Consider the following 21,175-nt stretch of genomic DNA (forward strand, 5'->3'; position numbering starts at 1 on the left):
CGAAAGTCGATCACCGCCTCTGAAGGGACCAGCGCCGGCATCGCGGGAAGGCAGTCCGGAGAGTTCGGTAACCGCATGCCTACACCCTCGTGATGATCGGCCGCGTCGTCCACAGCCGCGGGCCCCTGACCACGGCGGCCCCAGGCCCTTGAGGAAGGACCAGCCGAGCAGGAGCACCGGCACGCTCGGGTCAGCCCGGCCAGGTTCGGCCAGGCCCGGCGAGGGCGAGGATCAGACAAGGTGAGGCCGGGCCGGCGACGAGCGGTCGGGTGAGGACGTGCCAGAAGGTCACCGGCCACACCGGCCGGTCCCACCAGAACAGGGGCAGCCCCGGCGCTGGACGGGGTCCGGGCGGGCGGAGCGGGGGGTAGCACCGGAACGGCCCCACACCGCCGAGTGCGACGGCCCCTTCAACATCCGGTGGCGCCGGCGCCACCGGTTCTACCCGATCACCGCGCCGTCGACGGCTGCGTGACCGGGAGCTACCGAGGTCGGCCCAGTTTGTGGGCGGGCTGATCGTTCCGTTCGGCGTCGGCCTGGGTCGGCAGTGGCAGCGTCCAGGCGTAGGCGTCCGGGTCGAAGGAGTCCAGACGTTTGACCAGCCTGGCGGTCGACCACGGCCAGCAGAAGGTGTTGATGCCCGGGAGGCCGAAGTAGTAGCCGGTGCCGTCGGCGTTGTAGACGGTGCCGCGCAACGCCTCGTGCAGGGACTTCTGGTGGGCTGCTTCGATATCCGGCCTGACATCCAGCGCGGACGCCCCGGTGGAGCGCAGGTGGTTGAGGGCGGTGGTGACATAGCGGAGTTGGGCTTCGAGGACGGTGGGGACGGCGGTGGTGCCGGTGAGCAGATTCGGGCCGATGAGCAGGAAGAGGTTGGGGTATCCGCTGACGCTCGTGCCCAGGTAGGCCCGGCGGTTGTCAGCCCAGGCCTGTGCCAATGTGCCGTCGGTGCCGTGCAGTTGGGGCGCCAGGGGGATGTCGCCGATGTGGAATCCGGTCGCGAGGACGATGATGTCGGCGCGCGTTCGGGTGCCGTCGGCGCCGATGACGTCGGAGCCCTCCACTGCCGTTACGCGGGTGGGATGCAGCTGCACGTTGGGCCGGGTGAGGGTGGAGTAGTAGGTGCTGGAGGTGATCAGGCGGCGGCCGCCCAAGCGGTAGCCAGGAGTCAGGGCCCGGCGCAGGGCGCGGTCCCTGACCGAGGCACGCAGATGGAATCGGGCCAGGGCCTCCAAGGGCCGCAGCAGGTGCGGGTGGCGCAGGGGGACTCCGATGGCTTCCTGGGTCCAGTGGTGCAGGCCGCGCAGTGCGCGGCGTGCTCCGGGGTGGTTTTCGCAGAAGCGGTGGAGACCGGGAGGGAGGGGGTAGTCGGGTTTCGGAAGTACCCACTGCGGTGTGCTCTGGAAGACGGCGACATGGGCGGCCATGGGCTGGATCTCGGGCAGGAACTGGACGGTGGAGGCGCCGGTGCCCACCACTGCCACGCGCTGTCCGGTCAGGTCGACTTCGTGGTTCCAACGGGCGGAGTGGAAGGTGGTGCCGGGGAAGGTGTCGAGTCCGGGGATGTCAGGGTGGCGGGGCTGATGCCAGGGGCCGGTGGCGACGATCACGGCGCGGGCGGTGTACGCGCCCGAGGTGGTCTGCAGGTTCCAGCGGTGCGCCGCCGGCGCCCAGCGGATGCTCAGCACCTCGGTGCCGTAGCGGATCGCCTTGTCCACGCCGTGCGTTGACGCGGTGGTGTCGAGGTAGTCGAGAATTTCCGACCGCTCGGCGAAACCCCGGCTCCACGCGTGGGGCGCGAAGGAGTATTCGTACAGCATCGACGGTACGTCGCAGCCGCATCCGGGATAGGTGTTGTCGCGCCAAGTCCCGCCGAGGCGACCGGACTTCTCCAGCACAACGACGTCGCTGAAGCCGGCCCGGCGCAGCGCGATCACGGCGGCCACCCCGGAGAGCCCGGCCCCGATGACAACGACTTCCGCTTCGCTTCGTGTGCTGTCGATGCTGTCGTCGGCCACCGGCGCCCCTGCCTGCCTCGTGAGCGACCCGGCGTGTGCCGAGCGGCCCCAACCACCTACTCAGAGCAGCCGATCGTATGGTTGGCCATGACCATCCATGGCAATACAGTCCGTTAGACCCTCATAAGAGTGATCTTGCTTGGTGAGGTGAATATCGGCGAGATTTCCTGTGTTTCGCTGCCGGTCATGACGATGAGGGACGAACCACCCAGGTCTCGCAGCCCGCACACCGCCATCGACGAGGCGGAGCGGCATCTGCCGTACCCCAGTGGCTGGTTCTGCCTGGCGCGTTCACGAGAACTGCCCCCCGGCAAAGTCCTGACCCGCCGCTTCATGGACGAGGACGTCGTCCTCTACCGCACGCGTGACGGCCGATCCCGCGCGGTGCGGCCCTACTGTCCACACCTGGGCGCTCATCTCGGGGCGGGCGGCACCGTGGAAGGCCAAAACCTGGTGTGTCCCTTCCATCGCTTCACCTTCGCCCCCGACGGCACGTGCGTCGGCACGCCCGACGGCGCGCCGCCGCGTGCTCGCCTGCAGCAACACACCATCAGTGAGCGCAACGGCTTCCTCTTCATCTGGTACGAACCGGACGGTGCCGCCCCCTCCTGGGACGTCCCCGACACCGCCCAGGCCGGAGTAGTTCCGACGGCAGTCTGGAGCACGGACGTACACGCCTACGCCCAGGAGATCATCGAGAACACCCTCGACTACCGGCATCTGCCCGTCCTGCACAAGGTGGCTGTGGAGGAACTCACCGCGCCGGTGGCCGAAGGACCCCTGCTGCGCATGCGTCTGCGTCTCGGGCCGGACCGGCCTCCCGCTCTCAAGAGGAAGATCCAGGCGGATCACGCGTTCCTCCTGGCGGGGCTGGGATATCTCCGGGTGGAACTTCCGCTGCCCTCGTTCGGACTCGTCAGCTACCTGTGGGCCATGCACACACCAACCGGTCCTCGGCGCACCCGCATGCTGGTGGCGACAGCTTGTGCGGACATCCGCAAGCAGGACGCCGCTGGAGCGTCGCTCCCACGGCGTGGCCTGCACCGGGCCTTCGCCCGCGTGATGCTGCGCACCGCGGTCAGCAAGGTCCATCAGGACCTGGAGATCTGGAACACCAAACGCTACGAGCCACGGCCTCGCCTTGCCGCGAGCGACGAGGCCCTCGGCTTGTTCCGCCACTGGGCCCGACAGTTCTACCCGGCTCCGTGAGGGAACCGACTGAGACCCTCAGTGTGAGCCACGAAGTTGCACCACGGGAGAGGGGGCTCGCCGTGATTCGCCGTCGTCCCTCAGTGGTGAACGCTGCGCGTTTCCCTGTCCTACGCTGGCATGATGGGCGTGGGGATACAGGTGTTGATCGTGGACTGGCCGCGGGTGGAGGCGACGGCGCCGGGTGACCGGCAAGAGCTGCTGCTCGATGCCGCGTTCGGTGAGGGGGACAACGACGATCTCTTCGAGCACGGCTGGTCGTGGCCAGCGCAGCCGGGTACGGACTGGTACGGCCGGTATGCGTTGCGCGACACGCTCGGCTCGTACAAGCCGCACTTTTGGGCCGGCCACCGCTGGGAACATATGCGCGACTTCGTCGAGCCGAGGCTGCGCAAGGTCCTGGACCGGTTCAACGACGCACTGTTCTGGCATGGCCTGGAGGACACCACCGGGGTTGGGTCGGGGCTCCCGGAACTTCCGTGTACTTGGGATGCGAACCTGCTGCTGTGGTGTCCGCCCGATAACGTACCGGTGATCGCCGGATGGTGGCGGCAGGCAGCACCTCAACTGGCAGATCTGCGCGCGCCGTTCACCCAGCACGCCGCACAGCCCGACGGCTGGGTCACGACCTTCGACTCGTTCGTTCGCTTCCTCGCCGACTGGGGCGAGCTGGTCTCGGAGGCGGAGCGCCGCGGTTGGGGCATCGTCGGCCTGAAGTGCTGACCACGTCTCACGGGCGAGTCAACGTCACCGCCACCGCGGAGACCGCGGCCACGGTGACGTGCGAGGTGGAGGCATCCCCATCGGGCAGCTGAGCACCATGGGCCACACGGCCTGGACGGCGAACACGGCGAGGCCGCTTGCCGGCACGTGCTCGGGCGCGGCAGCCAACCGCCGGGCTACCCCACGGGATTCCAGCCGTCGCTTCCGGCGAGGTATTTCTGCGAGGTGTAGTTCGCCGCAGCTGCGCCGCTGATCATCGGGCGGTCCGTGGTACCGGTACTGGCGCCTGCTCCGGTGTTGTTGTATTCGCTGAACCGGCAGGTCTTCCAGGAGAAGCCGCCCATGTCCTGCCAGGCTCCGGCCTGGCGAATGTGTGCACCGAGTGTCGAGTCGCGGACCAGCACCTGACCGATCGCGTCGGCCGCCCCGCCGGCGTGCCAGCAGCGCCCCAGAGCGACGGTCCGCGCCGCGGCCGAACTCAACAGCGTCGACCTGGTGATGAGGATGCCGTACCGGTTGCTTGAGTTGGTGGCCGCGGCGGTGATGTAGCCGTTGTTGGTGCTGCCTCGGTCCAGCGAGCGGATGATCGTGGAGTCGATGACCAGGGCACCGTTGCCGTAGATGAAGTCAACGGCGCCTTCGATGTAGCTCTTGTAGACGTACTGGCGGACCTGCGAGCTTCCTGTACCACCCCAGGACAGGAACGTGTCCTGGTAACCGAGCAGGCGTACGTTGCGGTAGACCTGCCGGTCGCCGCCCGCATACAGGGCCAGCGCCTGACTGTCGTGCCGGTCGTAGGTGTTGGCGATGGTCACACCCTTGACCGTGGTGTTCTTGGCCATGTTGAGCACGGTCGCGCTGCCTGCGGTACCGGCGGTGGATGCGGGGGCGTTTCCGGTGATCACGATGTCGGTCGCAGTCCCGGTCGTACCCTGCAAGGTGATGCCGGGCTTGCCGGAGGGGACGGATACCTGGCCACGGTAGGTGCCCGGCTTGATGTTGATGATCGCCCCGGAGGGGGCTGCCGCGATCGCGGCCTGGATGGTGGTGTAGTTCCCGGAGCCGTCACTCGCCACCGTGATCGTTGTGGCGGCGTTCGCCGGGGTGGTCAGACCGAGAGCGGCGAGCGGTAAGACGGCAGCGAGGGCGCCTGTGACCACGAGGGTCCGGCACTTGCCGAGCGGGTGCATGTATACCCCTTTCGTCGTTCTTCCGGAAGAAGTGCAGGCTCGTCAGGGAGATGCTTCGCGGCGGGTGCGCGCGGCGTTCAGCGCAGGTAGTCGGCCAGCGGCAAGTGCTGCGCCTGGATGCTCTGGAGCACCAGCCCGGCCATCTTGGTGGCCCCGTACTGCGAGAAGTGGGTGTTGTCCGTGACGCCGTCGACGGAGGAGCGAAGGTAGAGCTGTGCGGAGGCCGACGGGCCGAGGGATTCGACGAGCGTCTTGCTCGCAGCGGTCAGGTCGATCACCGGCACCCTCTGCGCGGCAGCGACAGCCCGCATCTCGGCAGGCAGGTTCACGCCGACGCCGTTGACGTGCAGGGCGGTGGAGGTGAGCCGGGTGCCGCTGAACAGCCGGCGCACCGGCGGTGTCACCAGGACAGGGACGCCGCCCTTGGCACGGACCTGAGTGACCATGGAGGTGAGGTTGCTCCGGTACGCGGACGCACTGGTCTGCTTGTCGTTGTGACCGAACTGGATGAAGACCGGGTCGTCGGCCTTGACCTTCGACAACACTGCCGGGAAGAGCGCCGAGTTGTGCAGGAAGCTACCCGAACTCTCTCCCGAGTCAGCGTAGTTGGCGATGGCGGCTCCGGGGCCGACCGCAGGGGTGATCATCTGGCCCCACCCCGTGTACGGTGCGGCCGGCTGGTCGCACACGGTTGAGTCACCGGCCAGATAGGCCACCAGTGGGCGGGTTGCCGGTTTCACCGAGACGGCGGAGATTTGCGGCGAGGTGCCCCCGAACCGGAGGTCCAGGCCAGGGGTTCCGGTGCCGCCCTGACCTGTCGGCTGCCCCTCGGGCTGTCGCACATTGACTGTGAACGAGTACGCCGTGACGGCACCCGCTGCCGTGCTCGTGGCCGGAAGCATCAGGCGTCGGGCCTCTGCCCATGTCTCCGTCTGTCCGGCCTTGGTGCCACCGATGGAGACGGTCACGTCGTAGTTGCCCGGCGAGACCGCGTAGTGACAGGTGATCGGTGAAGTGCCGGAACATCCGGCTGGAAGCGCCTGCGGTGTCGCGGCACCGGCCTGCACCGCACCGGTGCCGATCAGCGCCGAAAGGGTCAGCAAGCCCGCCGCGCTCAGCCGGGCTCCACGCCTGTCACGGCGCGCACATGCCATGTGCATTACAAACATAGGTCCAGTCCTTGCCCGTGGAAATGCGGATGTGGGGGTGAGGTCTGCGCCGCTCGTTCAGGCCTGGGTGAAGCCGTTCATGATGCTGGTGGGCCGCTTGCTGGAGGAGTCCCAGGCGCCCATGTTGTAGCCGGTGAACGGGGACATGCACTCCGGCTCCCAGTAGAAGATGCCCTGTCCGCCATTGGCCTTGAGCGCCTGGATGTAGGCGACCAGCGCGGCCTGGGTGGAGGAGGCTCTGTCCACGCGGCCGCCGAACTCGCTCTGCAGGAACGGCTTTCCGTACTGCGCGGAGATCTTCTTCATGTTCCCCACGATCCCGGCGGCGAGGTCGGCACTGCCGTAGGAGGAGAACACCGACATGTCCCACTTGCCGCCGTTGGCGGCGTAGCGACTGAAGAAGGTCGTCATCGAGTCGTACTTCTGCGGCTGTGCCAGGTGGATGCACACCGTCGAGCCCGGTGACACCGCCTTGACCTGCGTGTAGGCCGCGTTCAGCAGGCCTGTCATCTGCGCCGCACTGGAGACGCTGCCGACGGGACGGCAGATCCCGCTGTTGATCTCGTTGCCGATCTGCACCCAGGTGGGCAGCACGTCGTTGTTCCTCATGACCGTCATGGTCTGATTCACGTACGAGCTCATCGCGGAGACCATCTGGCTGTAACCCATGCTCCGCCAGGCCGCAGGCGGGTTCTGCACACCGACGGAGTTCCACGTGTCGCCGAACATGTAATCCAGCATGATCGACATTCCGGCGGCCTTGATCCGCTTGGCGAAGGCGGCGACCTCGTTGATGCCGCAGTGCCCGTTGGCGGGGTCGCCGGAGGGGTTGACGAAGGTGCGCAGCCGGATCGCGGTGATCCCGTACCCCTTGAGGATGGTCAGCAGATCCTGTGTCTGGCCGCTCGCGTTCTTCCACGAATAGCCGCGCGCCTCCATCTGAGGCGCCCAACTGATGTCGACGCCCTTCACGAAGCCCGCGGCGGCCTGGGCCGGCGTCTCGAGTTCACCAAAAGCGGCAGCGGTGGCGATCGCTCCGGCGGTCGCGGTGGTCGCCTTGAGCAGCGTGCGTCGACCGACCTTCCCGGAACCCAATGGAACACCGTTGGCAGGAATCGGGGGCATGGTCGCTCCTTCCATGGCGCCGACCGCACGCCAAAGGTGGCGGTCGACGCATGTTCGGTCGTTGTGGTCGGCATTGCTGGAGGCAGTTCGGGCCAGGCGAGCTGCGGAGTAGGTCACCAACGAAGTGGCGCCATCAACGACAGCCGCCCCGCTCCCCCTTGATGCGAGCGTTCACATATGAAGCAAGCTGCGACAAGACCAGCATCTGCAACTGCCCCTGCTTCAGAGGCTCCTTGACGGATCAAGGGCTGGGATCGTTCACAAGAACGGTCACGCATCACGCAGTTTCCAGACCACACCTTCGCCTGTCAATCCGTACGCCCGCCCAAAGTCACGAATTTCAACAAGGCCGAACAACAGGCTTCGACAGAATCCTTGACGCCGACTCAGCTGCTTCCTACGCTCCCGTGGGAGCGTTCCCATGCCCGCCCGAGTGAACGATCACCTTCTCCCCCACCTGAAACTTGTTCACTCGGCACCCCCCATGCATCGGAGGCCATCGTGACCGACGCACGTCGCTGCCCCGCCCTCACAGCGCAACCGTTGAGACCGAGGAACCGCTCAAAAGGACGCCTCATCTGCGGTATCACCCCCGGCACCGCGTCAGCCTCCTCCGCACTCACCGGACTGCCCCAGACGGCGCAGGCCGCGACCGCGCGGCAGGTGGAACGCCTCGACCGCGCACTGACCAGCGTCCACACCGGAAGCGGGAACCTGGTGTCATGGCGATGGCTCGCCCTCGACCCCTCCGATGTGGCGTTCCACGTCTAACGGAGCAGCACCAAGCTCAACTCCTCACCTGTCGCCACCGCGACGGACTACTTCGACTCCGGCGCCCCGAGCTGCTGAACACGCCGCGGCTGAACGGTGGTCGGCGTGCGAGGCGGCCGGCACCGGCGGCGACCGCTTCGGCACCGACCCGGCAGCGGACGAACACACCCGGGACCAGTCAGCCGCTGAACCACATCCTCGAACTGCTCCCACACACGCAGGAAGGGACTGGCATGCGCAGAACCCCGCACCAACCGCTCCTCCGGATCCTTTTGACCACGCTTCTGCTCGCGCTCGGCATGGCCCTCGCGCCGTCGGCCGGCGCCGCCCCCGCCGCTGCCCCCGTACGCATCATGCCGCTGGGCGACTCGATCACCGGCTCGCCGGGGTGCTGGCGCGCCTTGTTGTGGAACCGTCTGCAGAACGCCGGATACAAGAACATCGATTTCGTCGGAACCCTCAACCAGCAGGGCTGCGCCCAGGCGTTCGACGGCGACAACGAAGGCCACGGCGGTGAGCTCGTCACCAACGTGGCGAACCAGAACCTGCTGCCCGGCAGGCTCGCCGCCTCGCATCCCGACATCGTTATCATGCACTTCGGCACCAACGACGTGTGGAGCAGCATCTCCCCCGACACCATCCTCGCCGCGTACACGCAGCTGGTGCAGCAGATGCGGACGTCGAATCCGGACATGAAGATCCTCGTCGCGCAGCTGATACCGATGAACCCCTCGGGCTGCACCGGCTGCGCCCAGCGCGCAGTCGCCCTGAACGCACGGATCCCCGACTGGGCCAGGACGACCAGTACGAGCCGCTCCCCGGTGACAGTCGTCGATCAGTGGACGGGGTTCGACACCGCGGCCGACACCTACGACGGCGTACACCCCTCCGACTCCGGCAACGAGAAGATCGCCGCCCACTGGTACCCCGCCCTCTCCGCCGCCCTGGACAACAGCGTGCCCAGCGACCCGGGCACCCCGGGCGGCGATCCCGCCTGCACCGCCTTCTTCCGCCTCGTCTCGTCCTGGCAAGGCGGTTACCAAGGCGAGGTGACGGTGACCAACGCGTCCACGTCCCGCGTCAACGGCTGGACCGCGACTGTCGTCCCGGCTTCGGGCGCACACCTCACTCAGGTCTGGAACGGCAGCCTCGACACGACAGCCGACGGCAAGGCCACCGTCGCCAACGCGTCCTGGAACGGCACGCTCGCCCCGGGCGCCGGCACGACCTTCGGCTTCACCGCCGCCACACCTGAGGCTGCCGGTACCCCCTCGGCCACCGTCAGCTGCACAACTCGAGCAGCCATCTCCTGAACACCTCGTCCCGTCGTAAGGGAGCCCCCATGAAGTCCCCCACCCGCGCCGCGCCACGCGTGGCCGCCGTCATGGCCGCCCTCCTGGGCCTGCTCGTCCCCCTGCTCGGTCTCGGTACACCGGCTCACGCCGCGCCCACCGGCTTCCGCGTCCAGAACGGCCGGCTGCTGGAGGCCAACGGGAACGACTTCGTGATGCGGGGCGTCAATCACGCCCACACCTGGTACCCGAGCCGGATCAGCTCCATCGCCGACATCAAGGCCAAGCGCGCCAACACCGTGCGAGTCGTCCTCGCCAACGGTGACCGCTGGACCCGCAACAGCGCCGACGACGTGGCGAACATCATCTCCCAGTGCAAGCGCAACCGGCTCATCTGCGTCCTTGAAGTCCACGACACCACCGGCTATGGCGACCAGAGCGGAGCGACCACCCTCTCCCGCGCCGCCGACTACTGGATCAGCGTCAAGAGCGCCCTGGCCGACCAGGAGAGTTACGTCATCGTCAACATCGGCAACGAGCCGATCGGCAACAACAACGCCTCGCGGTGGACCGCCGACACCAAGGCGGCCATCCAGAAGCTGCGGGGCGCCGGCCTCAACCACACCCTCATGGTGGACGCGCCCAACTGGGGCCAGGACTGGTCCTTCACCATGCGCGACAACGCCGCGTCGGTCTTCGCCGCCGACCGGGACCGCAACACCATCTTCTCGGTGCACATGTACGGCGTCTTCGACACGGCCGCGAAGGTCAACGACTATCTGAACCGCTTCGTCGCCGCCAAACTCCCCATCGTGGTCGGAGAGTTCGGCTTCAACCACTCCGACGGCAACCCCGACGAAGACGCCATCATGGCCGCGGCCCAGCGACTCGGCATCGGCTACCTGGGCTGGTCGTGGAGCGGCAACGGCAGCGATGTGCAGTACCTGGACCTGGTGACCAACTTCGACCCCAACCGGCTCACCAGTTGGGGCCAACGCCTCTTCAACGGTGCGAACGGCATCGCCGCCACCGCCAAGGAAGCCACGGTCTACTCCGGCGCCGCGCGCAGCGCTCCCCCGGCTGCCGCCCAGGCCGACCGCTGATGGCCGGCGACTTGCGATGACCTGTCATGTGCGCGCCGCCCCGCTCTGCCGCCGACCCGACTCGCGTAGCCGCAGCAAACCCTATGGAGGAACAGGACGATGAACTCCAGTGTCACCGATGTCCCGGTGCATGAGGGCACCCGATCCCCCAGGACGAGACTTCCTCGGACCAGCCGGACTCTCAGGTTGCGGACAGCCGTGGTCACCGCCGTGACCGGCCTCATCACCGCCCTGATTGCGATTCAGCCGGCCTCGGCCCGACCGGCGTCCGCTCAGGACAACCCGTACGAACGGGGCCCCGCTCCCACTGTGAGCAGTGTCGCTTCCCAGCGCGGGACGTTCGCCACCGCGGAGTTGACCGTGCCGCCCGGCAACGGCTTCAACGGCGGGAAGATCTACTACCCGACCGACACCACCCAAGGCACCTGGGGCGCGGTAGCGGCCGTACCCGGTTACACCGCCCGATGGTCCGCCGAAGGCGCCTGGATGGGGCCCTGGCTGGCGTCCTTCGGGTTCGTCGTCATCGGTATCGACACCAACAGCCCCACCGACTACGACACCGCCCGCGGCACCCAGTTGCTCGCGGCGCTCGACTACCTCACCCAGAAGAGCCCGGTGCGTGACCGCGTCGACGCCAACCGGCTGGGCGTGATCGGACACTCCATGGGTGGCGGTGGCGCCATCAGCGCGGCCGAACGACGACCGTCGCTGAAGGCCGCCCTGCCGCTCGCGCCCTTCTCCCCCTCCCAGAACCTGTCCTCGCTCCGCGTACCCACGATGATCATGGGGGCCAAGGACGACGGCACAGTCACTCCGTCCTATCTCAACGGGCTCTACGGCGGCATGCCGGCCGCCACCCCGAGCGCCTACATCGAGCTCACCAGCGGCGGCCACGCCTTCCCCACTTGGGGCAACTCCAACGTGACACGTCGTACGATCCCCTGGCTCAAGATCTTCCTCGACAACGACACCCGGTACACCCAGTTCCTGTGCCCGTCCATGATGGACCGCACCGGCCTCTCCCGGGCCCAGACCAAATGCCCGTACGTGCCCGGCGGTACGACCACTCCCCCGCCGAGCGACGGGCAGATCGTCGGTGCCGCCTCCGGCCGCTGCCTGGACGTGCCCAACTCGTCCCAGACCAACGGCACCCAGCTCCGGCTGTGGGACTGCCTGGACCAGACCGGCCAGAAGTGGGCCCACACGGACGCCGGGGAACTGCGCGTCTACGGCACCAAGTGCCTGGACGCCGAGGCCTCGGGTACCTCGCCCGGTACACGGGCCATCATCTGGGACTGTCACGGAGGGCAGAACCAGCGCTGGAACGTCAACGCCAACGGCACCATCACCAGCGCCCAGTCGGGCCTGTGTCTGGACGCGAACAACTCCGGCACCGCCAACGGCACTCAAGCGGTCCTGTGGACCTGCAACAGCGGCTCCAACCAGCGGTGGACGCTTCGGTAGTGGAGCGCTGAAACCCCTCTTCTCGAAGGCGTCTGACCGAAGTGCCGGTCTGCGCCCGGCACTTCGGTGGTGGCGGGGCGGAGACGGGTACAGGAACCGCCACGTGACTCATCTCGTCCGCGGCAAGGCGGCTCATCGCAGAAGCAGACGAGGGGGCTCGGCCAGTCCCGCCGGAACGCCGTGGCTGATCGTCGGGATGACGGCGGCGAGTTCGGTCTTGCCGGGCGGCGGTCACGGTGGGCGCAACGGCGGTCTTCGGGGATCGGTGATCGTCCGGTGGCGTTTGGGCGATCAGGCGCGGTCGTGGAGTGTGACCTGGTAGCCGTCGGGGTCGGCGAAGGTGAATGTCCGACCGAAGGGGCCGTCGATCGGTGCGGAGACGATGGTGTGACCGTCGGCGACGAGAGCATCGTGAATGGCCTGGACGTCTGTGGCGTGGAGCCAGATCGCGGCACCGATGCCGGGCTGAGCAACGGATGCGAGATCGGTGCCGGGAACGACGTCGCGGAGTGCGAACGCGATCGGCTTCGTCTCGAAGACGACGGCGTGCGCAGGTCCGGCCTGCGAGCGGACCAGGCCCAGGTACTGCTCGTAGAACGCCTGCGAAGCGTCGAGGTCGCGCGCTTGGAGCGAGATGAAGTCGGGGCCGGTGGCGGGCATGATGATGCTCCTTCTCTTCGTGTCAGTTTTCTGACACGCGTCAATCTATGTCAGAATGCTGACATGAATCAAGACGGTGTCGACCTGGAGACGTCACTGGGCTACCTGCTGAAAGAGGCGTCGAGCGCCCTGCGCGCAGCCATGGAGGAGGTGCTGCGGCCGCTCGGGATGAGCGTGACCCACTACTCCTGCCTCGAGCTGCTGGCTCAACGACCAGGATTGTCGAACTCCGAGCTCGCGCGGGGCGCGTTCGTGACACGGCAGTCGATGAACGTGCTGCTCCAAGCCCTCGAACGAGAGGGCCACGTGACCAGGCCGGCGAAGGCACCGGTCGGGAAGGTACTTCCCACACAGCTCACACCTCGCGGCAGACGGAGCCTCGAGAAGGCGTCCGTAGCCGTCCGGTCCGTCGAGGTCAGAATGCTGTCCGGCATGACCGAGACCGAGCAGTCGGAGGCGTCCCGGATCCTGCAGAGCATGATCCATTCGCTGCGCGATGACAACGCCGGTCCTTGACATGCTCCTCGGGCTGAAGCCCGAGGATTCTGGCCTTCTCAATCGTTGCTGTGCCGCTACGCGGCACGGGGTTCGGTCGGGAATCCGTGGCTTCCTGTTTCTTCACGCTGTGCCGGGATTGCTCCTGGTCTTACCGGCGCTCCGCAGGCCGATACCGCCAGTCCGGCGGCCGTCTTCACGTTGATCGCGGCATTGTGGTCCCGGTCGTGGACCGCGCCGCAGGCGGTACAGGTCCACTCCCGCACGTGCAGGGGTTTGGGCCCGTCCTTGACGCCGCAGGTCGAGCAGGTCTGGGAGGTCGGCTCGAACCGGCCGATCGTGACCAGGGTGCGGCCGTACCGTTCTGCTTTGTACTCCAGCATGCCGATGAACGAGGACCATCCGGCGTCGTGCACGGACTTGGCCAGCTTCGTGCGTGCCAGTCCTGCCACTGACAGGTCTTCCACGGCGATCCCTTGGTTCTCGGAGATCAGCCTGGTGGAGAGCTGGTGGTGGAACTCGCGGCGGGCGTCGGTGACCTTGGCGTGGGCGCGGGCGATCTTCAGGCGGGCCTTGGCGCGGTTCTTGCTCCCCTTCTGCTTGCGGGACAGCTCCCGCTGGGCCTTCTTCAGCTTCTTCTCCGCGCGCCGCAGGAAGCGGGGGGAGTCGATTTTCGTGCCGTCGGACAGGACCGCGAAGTGGGTCAGGCCGAGATCGATGCCGATGGTGCGGTCGGTTTCGGGCATCCGGGCCGCGTCGGCGGCGGGGTCGGTGTCGATGACGAAGGAGGCGAAGTACCGCCCGGCCGCGTCCTTGATGACGGTGACGGAGGAGGGCGTGGTGGGCAGCGTGCGGGACCACTTCACCTGCACCGCGCCGATCTTCGGCAGGTTCAGGCGCCCTTTGTCGGTCACTGACCAGCGGGCGTTGGCCGTGAACCGGATCGACTGCCGCTTGTCCTTGCGGGACTTGAAGCGGGGCGGGCCGATCTTCGGGCCCTTGCGGGTGCCCTTGAGGGAGGCAAAGAAGTTGCGGTACGCGGTCTCGGCGTCCCTCAGGGACTGCTGGAGCACCACCGCAGAGACCTTGCCCAGCCAGGACCGCTCCACCGTCTGCTTCGCCTCGGTAATCAGCCTCTTCGACAGCTCTGCGGCCGTGGGGAACGACTGCTTGGCCGCTCTGGCCTCGCCTGAAGGCCGACGCACTGCGAATGAATTCCGGTAGCGCGTTCCCTGGCGCACGGATCGTCACTCACGGACAGGAGTGCGTCGAGCGAATGCCTGACGACCAGAGCCGGTCCGGCGTAGCCGGTCAGTCCGAGGGCACCCCGAGGCATCGCAGCACGGCGAGGACGCGTCGGTGGTCGGCGTCAGCGGCGGGCAGGCCGAGTTTGGCGAAGATGTTGTTGATGTGCTTGGCGACCGCGCTGTCGCTGACCACCAGTGCCTCGGCGATCCCCGCGTTGGAGCGTCCCTCGGCCATCAGCGCCAGCACCTCCCGTTCACGGGGCGTCAGCCGCTCCAACGGGTCGCTGTGGCGGCGCAGCAGCAACTGGGCGACGACCTCGGGATCCAGCGCCGTGCCGCCGTCCGCGACCCGCCGTACCGCGGCGATGAACTCCTCCACGTCGGCGACACGTTGCTTGAGCAGGTAGCCGACACCGTTGGTGTGGGCGCTCAGCAGATCGGCCGCGTACCGCTCCTCCACGTACTGCGAGAGCAGAACCACCGCCGTTTGGGGCCACTGGCGGCGGATCACCAGCGCGGCGCGCACTCCCTCGTCGGTGAAGGCCGGTGGCATGCGGACATCGACCAGGGCAAGTTCCGGCCGGTGTTGCTCGACCGCGGTCAACAGGGCGTCCGCGTCACCCACGTCGGCTGCGATCAGGAAGCCGGCCATCTCGAGCACCTTGACGAGCCCGACGCGCAGCAGCACCGAGTCTTCGGCGATCACAGCTCGCACGGCAGCTCCGCGGTGAGGGTGGTCGGGCCCCCGGCGGGGCTGCTGACGCGGAACGTTCCGTCGACGGAGCCGACGCGTTTGGCCAGTCCGTTCAGCCCACTGCCGGCCGAGGCGTCGGCGCCACCGCTCCCGTCGTCGGTGACGTTCACGCGCAGCACCTTCCCGATCCGTTCGACCCTCACCTCCGCGCGGGTGGCGCGGGCGTGCTTGGTGACGTTGGTCAGCGCCTCGGAGACCACGAAATAGGCGACCGACTCCACGACGGGCGCTGCTCGCTCTGCGATGTCGACGCGCAGGCCTACCGGCAACGGTACCCGGGCGGCCAGGCCGGACAACGCAGCGTCCAGCCCTCGGTCTTCGAGGACCGCGGGGTGCAACCCGCGGACCAAGTCGTTGAGTTCAGCGATGGCCGCCTTCGCCTCGCGGTGCGCCTCGTCGATTGCGGTGCGGGCATCGTCCGGCAGGTCGGTGAGGGTTGCCCTGGCCAGTCCCAGATTGACCGCGAGGGAGACCAGGCGCTGCTGGGTGCCGTCGTGCAGGTCGCGTTCGATGCGGCGGCGCTCGCTGTCGACGGCTTCGATCAGGTCGGTGCGGCTCTCGGCCAGGTGCTCGACACGCTGTTGAAGCCGCTCGTTCCGGCTCGGCCCCAGCAGCGCCGGCGCGAGCCGGGCCTCGGTCCGGGCCGTCGCCCCGGCCAGCCAGGGTGCGCTGCACAGCAGCACGACGCCGCCGACGGTGCACAACATCGCCTGGTCCACCGGCAGCGCGGAGCCGTACGCGAAGACGGTGACGCCCGCCACCGCCGCGGCCCACGCTGCGAGCACGAGCAGTTCCACAGCAGCCAGCAACGGCCCGAGCAGGAGGTGGTATCCGACCTGTCGCCAGGTCTGGGCCGAGGACAGCCACCGCCGGGCACGCCTGGGCCACCATCGTTCCGGCGTCGGCGCCGGCCGGGGGACGTCCACACCGAGCAACGCCCGATAACGGTGCCGTTGAACAACGGTGAGCGCCGGAACGCCGACGAGGAACAGCGCGAACGGTATCGGGACCACGGCCCACGCGTTCGCCTTCACGACGATGGTCACGCCCCAGACCCACTGCGACGCCAGGGCAAGGTGCAGCGGAATCCCGGCTGCCACGAAGCCGGTGTCCCGTCGCGCTCGAAGTAATACGCGTCGCAGCAGCCGGGAACTCCTCATGACCCGACGGTAGAACGCCTGGTGACGCACATGCCATGCACCCTGCATCCGGATCGATGGTGAAGCCAGTACCACCCCCAAGTCGGACCTTCGCGTTACCGACGCGCGCACCCGCCGCAGGAAAGCTTGTCCATGTAAGGCACACAAGCCCGCATCCGGGAGGAGACGCAGCCCCATGGCCCTCGTCGATTCGGCAGCTTGCGGCGCTGCGGACACGCTGCCCGCCGCCATCGCGGATGTGTTCTTCTTGCCGCACACCGCTGTGCTGCGAGCGCAAGGCACCATCGACAGGAGGCGGTGGCCCGGCATGGCGTTGATCGGGTTCGGCCTCGCGCTGCTGCCCTGGCTGCTGGTGCTGGCGGCCGCGCTGCCCACCGCACCCAGCGTCCCGCACTGGTCAGCCGCGTGGGTGGGGCTGGATGCGCTGGAGGCCCTGGGCCTCACCGCCACCGGAGCACTGCTGCTGCGCCGGGATCCTCGGCACCCGCTCACCGCGGCGGCAACCGCCGCGCTGCTGATCGTCGACGCCTGGTTCGACATCGTCACCTCTGCCCGCGGAGCCGAACTCGCCGCAGCGATCGCGATGGCCGCCGTCGCGGAACTACCGATGGCGGCCCTGTGCGTCGTGCTGGCCACCGCTTCCTGCCGCCCCGGCTTCCTCGGCCACTATCGTCCGCCCCACCATCGCCGACCCGATGTCACTGCGGGTGCTGGCGCCACGCCCCCGCCCACACCTCTGGAGGAGACCACGATGACCGAGCAACCCCCGGCACCGGCGAAACGGCCCCAGCCCGCCGAGCACCCGGAAGGCGGGGGCGAGAACGCCATCGTGGACCTGTTCGTCGAACGGCTCGGGGACCGGATCGACGACCGCGTCGCCGCGTCGTTCGACGAGTTGTGCGCCGAACGGCTGGCGGAGCCCGGCCCTCTTCAGCGAGCTGTGGTCCGCGACCGAAGGGCGGAGCTCAGGGTCCTGTTGCTCTCACTGATCCTCGGCATCGTCGCAACAACCTTCACTCCCGGCGGGACCACCGCCCTGCTCATCTCCTGGGCCGGACTGGTGGTCCTCAACCTCGCCTACCTCTTCCGCCCACGCTGACACCCGACTCGGTCCGTCCCTGGAGGCTCACACCAGCCGACGCGCCGTCGCCCACCCGGGCGGTGAGGGGCAGGACCTCCCGCCCGCGCTGGGTGAGGCGGTCGAGGTCCTTGTCGACCGGCGGGGCGCCGCCACGGAGTCGGCGTCGACAGCCTCATGACCAAATACCGTTAGCGGCCAGCACTGCCGCGAGGCCGTCTTGCAGATCCTTGACGACATACTCGGGGACCTCCAGCGACGGGAAAATGTCCCCGGGCTTCAGGTGCCCTCCGTCGGACGATCCGTCGGAACCGCTCCTGTGCCCAGGCACGCGGACACTTCTCGATGTCGCGCGGGTACACACTGCGCCTCTTCAGTAGGTGTTTTTGATCCCTGGCCGTGAAGTACGTGCGCCTGGATGATCTGAGGTGTGAGGGCTGGCGGGACGGCTCGGCGGTACTGCCGGGAGTGCGGTGATCCGCTGCCGCATACGATGGCGGCAGAGGCGGTGTTCTGTTCGGGCCGGTGCAGGTCACGGCGGTGGCGGAGGCTTCAGCGGACCCGGCAGCGGGTGGCTGCGGTGCAGCGCGGAGAGCAGGCGGAGTGCCCGGTGTGCGGGCGGTCGTGGACGGTGGGGGTGGAGCGGTCGAGGGCTGCGGTGTACTGCTCGGATCGTTGCCGGGTGCGGGCCTGCCGTCAGCGGCGGGTGTCGCGGAATGGCGTTACGGAAACGCCATAGCCGAACGCCCTCGCGAACACCTCGAACACCCCTTGTTTTGCGGGCAAGTTGATACGGACTCCCGAGCGCTTCGAGCGCCCCCGGTTCACGCCCTGCCTCGGCGTGTCGCGCGCGTCACGGTGGACAGTGACCGGGGCCGGCGCCCCTTTGACCGGTCACGTCGTGGTGGCCGGGCCGGACCCGGGCGGGGGCGGTGGTCATCATGACCGACGTGACCGACCGGATCGGGAACGTCACCCGGCAGCGTTACGAACAGCTCGTCACCCAGGCCAAGGAACTGATCGCGCAGATCGCCCGCTCTCAATTCTCCCTGGGTGACATGACGTTGGAAATTGAGCCGATGAGGGCGGTGGGCGGGTCGATGCCGACTGGCACGGACGACCTGTTCACCGTGACGGAGTCGTTGCAGATGTTCGCGGACGACATCGGCGTCGAACGCCGGACGGTGGAGGACTGGCGCTACACCGCCAACCGCTGGCCGCAGAAGCGCCGAAAGGAGGGCGTGTCGTTCACGGTTCACCGCATCCTCGCGTCGGTCGTGGACGAGGACGAGTGGTGGGCGGCGATCGAGGACGCGCCGTTCAACCCGCGCACCGGGGCGAGGCAGTGGACGCCGGACGGCGCGAAGCGGGTTGTCGGCCAGCGGGTCGACCGGCCGGTTACGGTGGACGAGAAGGTCCAGGCCGTGGCCGACCTGACCCGCGACGACGAGGTCGCAGCCCAGGTCGCCACCGACGTGCTGAAGCGGCCGGCGGTCACCGAGCACGTCACCCCGGCCGAGAAGGTCCGGGTCGTCACGGAGCTGACCAGGGACGACACCGTCGCGCAGGAGGTCACTACCGGTCTGCTGCGCCGCCCTGCCGTCGCCCGGAAGGCGATGCGGGACGACACCACCCGGATGCTCGTCAACCGCGCCCAGTTCGACAACTCCAACGAGACCCGTGACCGCATCCGCGAACGCACCCCGGCCGTCCGCGCGATCGAGCACACCATCGAGTACCTCGACCTGGTCGGCTCCTGCCACGGCTTCGTGGCCACGCTCGGCCGGCTGGTCCCGCAGCTGCGGGGGCAGGAGTTCACCGAGGATGAGCGCGAGACCGTGCGCCGACAGATCGGCCGGGTCCGCGCGGCGGCAGACTGGCTCGAAGGGGCCCTCGACAACGGCGAGTTCACCCTGGATGAGCAGCTGGTCCAGCTACTCAAGGGCGAGTAGGCCATGCCGCGACGCCGGGAGGCCCGGCCGCTGGCCGAGCACTACGGCGACCTGGTCCGCGTCGCCCTGATGGAAGCACGCCCCGCAGGCCTGCGCACCTACCAGCTCATGTCCGCCACCCGCCTGACCCGCTCGCAGGTCGGCCGCGGCATCCGGCACGTCCGCGACGTCGTCGCTGCCGAGAACTTGACGCCCATCACCTGGACCCGCCGCGACGGGTTCATGTTCTCCGACGACCCCGCGGACTGGATCGAGTACGACAAGCGGCAGTTCCGGCAGATCCTCGGCCGACTCACCCGGGTGATCACGGGCACGCTCGATCCGCACCTGGCCCGCTACCCCGACGACGAATGGGCACAGCTCGCCACCGCCCAGCTCACCGGCGTCCGCGCCACCCTCGCCCAGCTCTCCAAATAATCCCCGCCGCCGATCCCTCTGCCGAGCCCGCCATGCCCGCTGCCTCCCGTCGCCGCCGCTACCCCTCCGACACCTCCGTCGCCGAATGGGCCCTTCTCGAACCCCTGCTGCCCATCCCGGCCTGCCGGACCAAGACCGGCGGGCACCCCGAGAAGTGGCCGCGGCGTGAGATCGTCGACGGCATCCGCTACATCGTCGACAACGGCGCGAAGTGGCGGGCTCTGCCTGCGGATTTCCCGCCCTGGGAGACGGTCTACGGGTTTTTCTGGAGATGGAACCGGGCCGGGGTCGTCACTTACATCCGTGACCAGCTCCGGCGCCGGATCCGTACCGGCAAGGGCCGCTGCCCGCATCCGGTCACGCTGATCGTCGACTCCCAGTCGGTCAAAGGAGCCTCCACCGTCGGCCGCAACAGCCGCGGCTACGACGTCGCGAAGAAAATCAACGGCCGAAAACGACATATCACCGTGGACACGCTCGGCCTGCCCGTGATGATCACGGTGACGCCCGCCGACATCCAGGACCGCGACGCCGCCCGCGACGTTTTCTGGCGGCTACGTCTCACTCAGCCGCAGATCACCCAGGTCTGGGCGGACCGCGGCTACGCCGGCGAACTCGTGGACTGGGCTCGCGACCGCCTCTGGCTCACCCTGCGCATCGTCTCCCGACCCAAGGGCACCAAGGGCTTCGTCGTGCTACCCCGCCGTTGGAAAGTCGAGCGGACGATCGGCTGGTGCATGAACGCCCGCCGCAACGCACGCGACTACGAACGGCTGCCGCAGCACTCCGAAGCACACCTGAACTGGGCACTCATCACCATGATGACCCGACGACTGACCCGCAAAAGCCCCCGAACAAGCCAGTGGACACGAAAGGCACCGCCCGCCAGCTAACCGACGGCCCTGATCGGTGGGGGCTCCTGCACATCGCCCTCTGACAGCAAGGATTCCCTGTACCAATTCCCCAGCTCGGAGGGGCACAGGTCGTCACGAGGTGCAACCCTGCAGCGCGGCACAGTCTGTAGATCAGATATCTGAGGACCGCAGCCGCTTGACGCGTCTCTCGAACTCCTCCTCGGTTATCAGACCACACACACGCAGTCGTTCCAGCTCTTCTTCTGCGGCATTAGGTGACTGCTCCCGGGCCGTCTGGACATATGAGTCCGCCTCCTGGGCTCCGCGCACACGGTCCTCGTCTCGGCGGTGCTGCCGCTCCGTCTCGATCATCCGGGCCAGGTTCTGTGCCATCTCGCGGTATACCCTCGACACGCCAACCTCCCGTGAACACACCGGCGACCCAAACAGCAGTGGGCGGCCCGGCGGGGGGAGGGGCGGCCCATCAGACCGCC

At 68.1% G+C, this 21,175-nt stretch carries 19 protein-coding genes and 3 pseudogenes; 11 read left to right on the plus strand and 11 right to left on the minus strand.

Annotation, left to right across the window (positions count from 1 at the left end; translation table 11 throughout):
- Nucleotides 1–482 precede the first annotated feature (482 nt).
- On the minus strand, nt 483–2,018 hold the full coding sequence (locus ABZS97_RS15175; protein WP_356137662.1) for an NAD(P)/FAD-dependent oxidoreductase: 1,536 nt from the start codon (nt 2,016–2,018) through the stop codon (nt 483–485).
- Between the two features lie 186 nt (nt 2,019–2,204).
- On the opposite strand from ABZS97_RS15175, the gene ABZS97_RS15180 reads away from it, so the two are divergent.
- Both ABZS97_RS15180 and ABZS97_RS15185 read left to right on the plus strand, forming a co-directional pair.
- Nucleotides 2,205–3,227, plus strand: coding sequence for a Rieske 2Fe-2S domain-containing protein (locus ABZS97_RS15180; RefSeq protein ID WP_356137665.1), 1,023 nt, complete (start codon nt 2,205–2,207; stop codon nt 3,225–3,227).
- 141 nt (nt 3,228–3,368) lie between these two features.
- Complete coding sequence (locus ABZS97_RS15185; protein WP_356137667.1) at nt 3,369–3,950, plus strand: hypothetical protein; 582 nt, start codon at nt 3,369–3,371, stop codon at nt 3,948–3,950.
- A gap of 176 nt (nt 3,951–4,126) precedes the next feature.
- On the opposite strand, the gene ABZS97_RS15190 is transcribed toward ABZS97_RS15185, so the two are convergent.
- The 3 genes from ABZS97_RS15190 to ABZS97_RS15200 all read right to left on the minus strand — a co-directional run bounded on the left by ABZS97_RS15190 (nt 4,127) and on the right by ABZS97_RS15200 (nt 7,434).
- Nucleotides 4,127–5,140: a pectinesterase family protein gene (locus tag ABZS97_RS15190; RefSeq protein WP_356137669.1), complete on the minus strand. Its 1,014-nt coding sequence runs from the start codon at nt 5,138–5,140 to the stop codon at nt 4,127–4,129.
- 77 nt (nt 5,141–5,217) lie between these two features.
- Complete coding sequence (locus ABZS97_RS15195; protein WP_356137671.1) at nt 5,218–6,243, minus strand: rhamnogalacturonan acetylesterase; 1,026 nt, start codon at nt 6,241–6,243, stop codon at nt 5,218–5,220.
- Between the two features lie 123 nt (nt 6,244–6,366).
- Nucleotides 6,367–7,434 (minus strand): glycosyl hydrolase 53 family protein, encoded by a 1,068-nt coding sequence (locus ABZS97_RS15200; protein WP_356137673.1) that lies wholly within the window; start codon nt 7,432–7,434, stop codon nt 6,367–6,369.
- 585 nt (nt 7,435–8,019) lie between these two features.
- Between ABZS97_RS15200 and ABZS97_RS15205 the strand changes: the two are divergent.
- From ABZS97_RS15205 to ABZS97_RS15220, 4 genes and pseudogenes are all read left to right on the plus strand, one after another.
- Nucleotides 8,020–8,277: pseudogene (locus ABZS97_RS15205) on the plus strand (rhamnogalacturonan lyase); the annotation flags it as partial.
- 161 nt (nt 8,278–8,438) lie between these two features.
- Nucleotides 8,439–9,518, plus strand: coding sequence for a GDSL-type esterase/lipase family protein (locus ABZS97_RS15210; RefSeq protein ID WP_356137675.1), 1,080 nt, complete (start codon nt 8,439–8,441; stop codon nt 9,516–9,518).
- 29 nt (nt 9,519–9,547) lie between these two features.
- The gene (locus ABZS97_RS15215) at nt 9,548–10,600 is read left to right on the plus strand and encodes a glycoside hydrolase family 5 protein (RefSeq protein ID WP_356137677.1); all 1,053 of its coding nucleotides are present in this window, start codon (nt 9,548–9,550) and stop codon (nt 10,598–10,600) included.
- A gap of 309 nt (nt 10,601–10,909) precedes the next feature.
- A complete protein-coding gene (locus tag ABZS97_RS15220; protein ID WP_356137679.1) occupies nt 10,910–12,064 on the plus strand; it encodes a ricin-type beta-trefoil lectin domain protein in 1,155 nt (384 codons plus the stop codon).
- A 291-nt stretch (nt 12,065–12,355) separates the two neighbouring features.
- Here the strand turns inward: ABZS97_RS15220 and ABZS97_RS15225 are convergent, their stop codons facing one another.
- A complete protein-coding gene (locus tag ABZS97_RS15225) occupies nt 12,356–12,724 on the minus strand; it encodes a VOC family protein (RefSeq protein ID WP_356137681.1) in 369 nt (122 codons plus the stop codon).
- A gap of 63 nt (nt 12,725–12,787) precedes the next feature.
- On the opposite strand from ABZS97_RS15225, the gene ABZS97_RS15230 reads away from it, so the two are divergent.
- Nucleotides 12,788–13,240: a MarR family transcriptional regulator gene (locus tag ABZS97_RS15230; RefSeq protein ID WP_356137683.1), complete on the plus strand. Its 453-nt coding sequence runs from the start codon at nt 12,788–12,790 to the stop codon at nt 13,238–13,240.
- Nucleotides 13,241–13,296: 56 nt separating this feature from the next.
- On the opposite strand, the gene ABZS97_RS15235 is transcribed toward ABZS97_RS15230, so the two are convergent.
- The 3 genes from ABZS97_RS15235 to ABZS97_RS15245 all read right to left on the minus strand — a co-directional run bounded on the left by ABZS97_RS15235 (nt 13,297) and on the right by ABZS97_RS15245 (nt 16,380).
- Nucleotides 13,297–14,424 (minus strand): RNA-guided endonuclease TnpB family protein, encoded by a 1,128-nt coding sequence (locus ABZS97_RS15235; protein WP_356137685.1) that lies wholly within the window; start codon nt 14,422–14,424, stop codon nt 13,297–13,299.
- 106 nt (nt 14,425–14,530) lie between these two features.
- The gene (locus ABZS97_RS15240; RefSeq protein WP_356137687.1) at nt 14,531–15,181 is read right to left on the minus strand and encodes a response regulator transcription factor; all 651 of its coding nucleotides are present in this window, start codon (nt 15,179–15,181) and stop codon (nt 14,531–14,533) included.
- The gene (locus ABZS97_RS15245; RefSeq protein ID WP_356137689.1) at nt 15,169–16,380 is read right to left on the minus strand and encodes a histidine kinase; all 1,212 of its coding nucleotides are present in this window, start codon (nt 16,378–16,380) and stop codon (nt 15,169–15,171) included. The genes ABZS97_RS15240 and ABZS97_RS15245 overlap by 13 nt, the downstream gene beginning before the upstream one ends.
- Nucleotides 16,381–16,555: 175 nt before the next feature.
- On the opposite strand from ABZS97_RS15245, the gene ABZS97_RS15250 reads away from it, so the two are divergent.
- Nucleotides 16,556–17,479 carry a hypothetical protein gene (locus tag ABZS97_RS15250; protein ID WP_356137692.1) on the plus strand — a complete coding sequence of 308 codons (924 nt, stop codon included), beginning with the start codon at nt 16,556–16,558 and terminating at the stop codon, nt 17,477–17,479.
- 48 nt (nt 17,480–17,527) lie between these two features.
- On the opposite strand, the pseudogene ABZS97_RS15255 reads toward ABZS97_RS15250, so the two are convergent.
- A pseudogene (locus ABZS97_RS15255) lies at nt 17,528–17,606 on the minus strand (DNA-binding response regulator); the annotation flags it as partial.
- A gap of 27 nt (nt 17,607–17,633) precedes the next feature.
- Nucleotides 17,634–17,817: pseudogene (locus ABZS97_RS15260) on the minus strand (epoxide hydrolase); the annotation flags it as partial.
- Between the two features lie 582 nt (nt 17,818–18,399).
- On the opposite strand from ABZS97_RS15260, the gene ABZS97_RS15265 reads away from it, so the two are divergent.
- From ABZS97_RS15265 to ABZS97_RS15275, 3 genes are read left to right on the plus strand one after another with little or no spacing between them, the layout of a single operon-like run.
- Complete coding sequence (locus ABZS97_RS15265) at nt 18,400–19,410, plus strand: DUF6192 family protein (protein ID WP_356137694.1); 1,011 nt, start codon at nt 18,400–18,402, stop codon at nt 19,408–19,410.
- A gap of 3 nt (nt 19,411–19,413) precedes the next feature.
- Entirely contained in the window at nt 19,414–19,827 is a 414-nt protein-coding gene (locus ABZS97_RS15270) for a hypothetical protein (protein WP_356137696.1), read from the plus strand.
- A 32-nt stretch (nt 19,828–19,859) separates the two neighbouring features.
- Nucleotides 19,860–20,720 (plus strand): IS5 family transposase, encoded by an 861-nt coding sequence (locus ABZS97_RS15275; RefSeq protein WP_356137698.1) that lies wholly within the window; start codon nt 19,860–19,862, stop codon nt 20,718–20,720.
- Between the two features lie 132 nt (nt 20,721–20,852).
- On the opposite strand, the gene ABZS97_RS15280 is transcribed toward ABZS97_RS15275, so the two are convergent.
- The gene (locus ABZS97_RS15280) at nt 20,853–21,095 is read right to left on the minus strand and encodes an SHOCT domain-containing protein (RefSeq protein WP_356137700.1); all 243 of its coding nucleotides are present in this window, start codon (nt 21,093–21,095) and stop codon (nt 20,853–20,855) included.
- Nucleotides 21,096–21,175 lie beyond the last annotated feature (80 nt).

The sequence above is a fragment of the Streptomyces sp. NPDC005485 genome, from assembly GCF_040606085.1.
Classification (GTDB): domain Bacteria; phylum Actinomycetota; class Actinomycetes; order Streptomycetales; family Streptomycetaceae; genus Streptomyces.

Excerpts from the sequence above, each read along its gene's own strand:
- ABZS97_RS15180 (WP_356137665.1), top strand. The coding sequence starts at position 2,205 with ATGACGATGAGGGACGAACCACCCAGGTCTCGCAGCCCGCACACCGCC.
- ABZS97_RS15190 (WP_356137669.1), bottom strand. The coding sequence starts at position 5,140 with ATGCACCCGCTCGGCAAGTGCCGGACCCTCGTGGTCACAGGCGCCCTC.
- ABZS97_RS15200 (WP_356137673.1), bottom strand. The coding sequence starts at position 7,434 with ATGCCCCCGATTCCTGCCAACGGTGTTCCATTGGGTTCCGGGAAGGTC.
- ABZS97_RS15210 (WP_356137675.1), top strand. The coding sequence starts at position 8,439 with ATGCGCAGAACCCCGCACCAACCGCTCCTCCGGATCCTTTTGACCACG.
- ABZS97_RS15215 (WP_356137677.1), top strand. The coding sequence starts at position 9,548 with ATGAAGTCCCCCACCCGCGCCGCGCCACGCGTGGCCGCCGTCATGGCC.
- ABZS97_RS15225 (WP_356137681.1), bottom strand. The coding sequence starts at position 12,724 with ATGCCCGCCACCGGCCCCGACTTCATCTCGCTCCAAGCGCGCGACCTC.
- ABZS97_RS15230 (WP_356137683.1), top strand. The coding sequence starts at position 12,788 with ATGAATCAAGACGGTGTCGACCTGGAGACGTCACTGGGCTACCTGCTG.
- ABZS97_RS15245 (WP_356137689.1), bottom strand. The coding sequence starts at position 16,380 with ATGAGGAGTTCCCGGCTGCTGCGACGCGTATTACTTCGAGCGCGACGG.
- ABZS97_RS15250 (WP_356137692.1), top strand. The coding sequence starts at position 16,556 with ATGGCCCTCGTCGATTCGGCAGCTTGCGGCGCTGCGGACACGCTGCCC.
- ABZS97_RS15265 (WP_356137694.1), top strand. The coding sequence starts at position 18,400 with ATGACCGACGTGACCGACCGGATCGGGAACGTCACCCGGCAGCGTTAC.
- ABZS97_RS15270 (WP_356137696.1), top strand. The coding sequence starts at position 19,414 with ATGCCGCGACGCCGGGAGGCCCGGCCGCTGGCCGAGCACTACGGCGAC.
- ABZS97_RS15275 (WP_356137698.1), top strand. The coding sequence starts at position 19,860 with ATGCCCGCTGCCTCCCGTCGCCGCCGCTACCCCTCCGACACCTCCGTC.